This is a genomic window from Amycolatopsis sp. WAC 04182 (assembly GCF_003947465.1).
GTDB lineage: Bacteria > Actinomycetota > Actinomycetes > Mycobacteriales > Pseudonocardiaceae > Amycolatopsis.
The window spans coordinates 1-628 of the sequence record NZ_QHJJ01000071.1 but is presented as its reverse complement, the minus strand read 5'-3'; the positions used below and the strand labels follow the sequence as shown (position 1 = coordinate 628).

Annotated in this window: 1 protein-coding gene; it reads right to left on the bottom strand. The window is 67.5% G+C overall.

The annotated features are described in order from the left end of the window. Positions 1 to 132: 132 nt before the first annotated feature. The coding region (locus DMH01_RS42585; RefSeq protein ID WP_233621892.1) for a hypothetical protein at positions 133 to 628 on the bottom strand (496 nt) is incomplete at its 5' end.

The window sequence follows — 628 nt, the reverse complement described above, 5'->3', positions numbered from 1 at the left end:
CGGACAGGTTCACCGACATCCTCGTCGGGCGCGTCCTGGCCACAGGCGTCAGAACCTGAGCACTGCGGCCACGCCCGAGACGGCCTGTCGTCACCCTCGACGCATCGGATGAGATCTTCGGCAACTGGAGAGTCAGGTCGACTTCCGGTTCCGGTGGACGATCTCCCTGTCGCCCTTGCCGGGATACGCCATGATCAGCAGCCGCTGCCCACTCTGCGCCTCGCCCTTCCAGGGGAACCAGGCGTAGTGCACGCGGATGCGGTAGTGCCCCTTGCTCCCGTTGAGGGCGAGGTTGGGCAGCTCGGTGCCACTGAGGCTGTCGTAGAGCACGATCTGGCCGCCCGGGCTGAAATAGCCGACCTCGACCACCTTGTCCCAGCCCTTGGTCTCGACGGGCGGCCGTCGGGTGTAGGTCTCCAGGGTGACGCAGAGGTCGAAGTCGGGGTGGGTCATGACGGACAGGATCCCGCGCGCGGAGGAGACCAGCCCGTTGCCGGGGTCCATGTCCGGCTCGGTCTCCTCCTCTCCTTCCTCTTCGTACGTCTGCAGCACCCCGTAGTCGGTCCACTGCGGTTCCTTCATCCGGATCGCCCGGGCCGGCTTGGTGCGCGGCCGGTGGCGCGGCGTG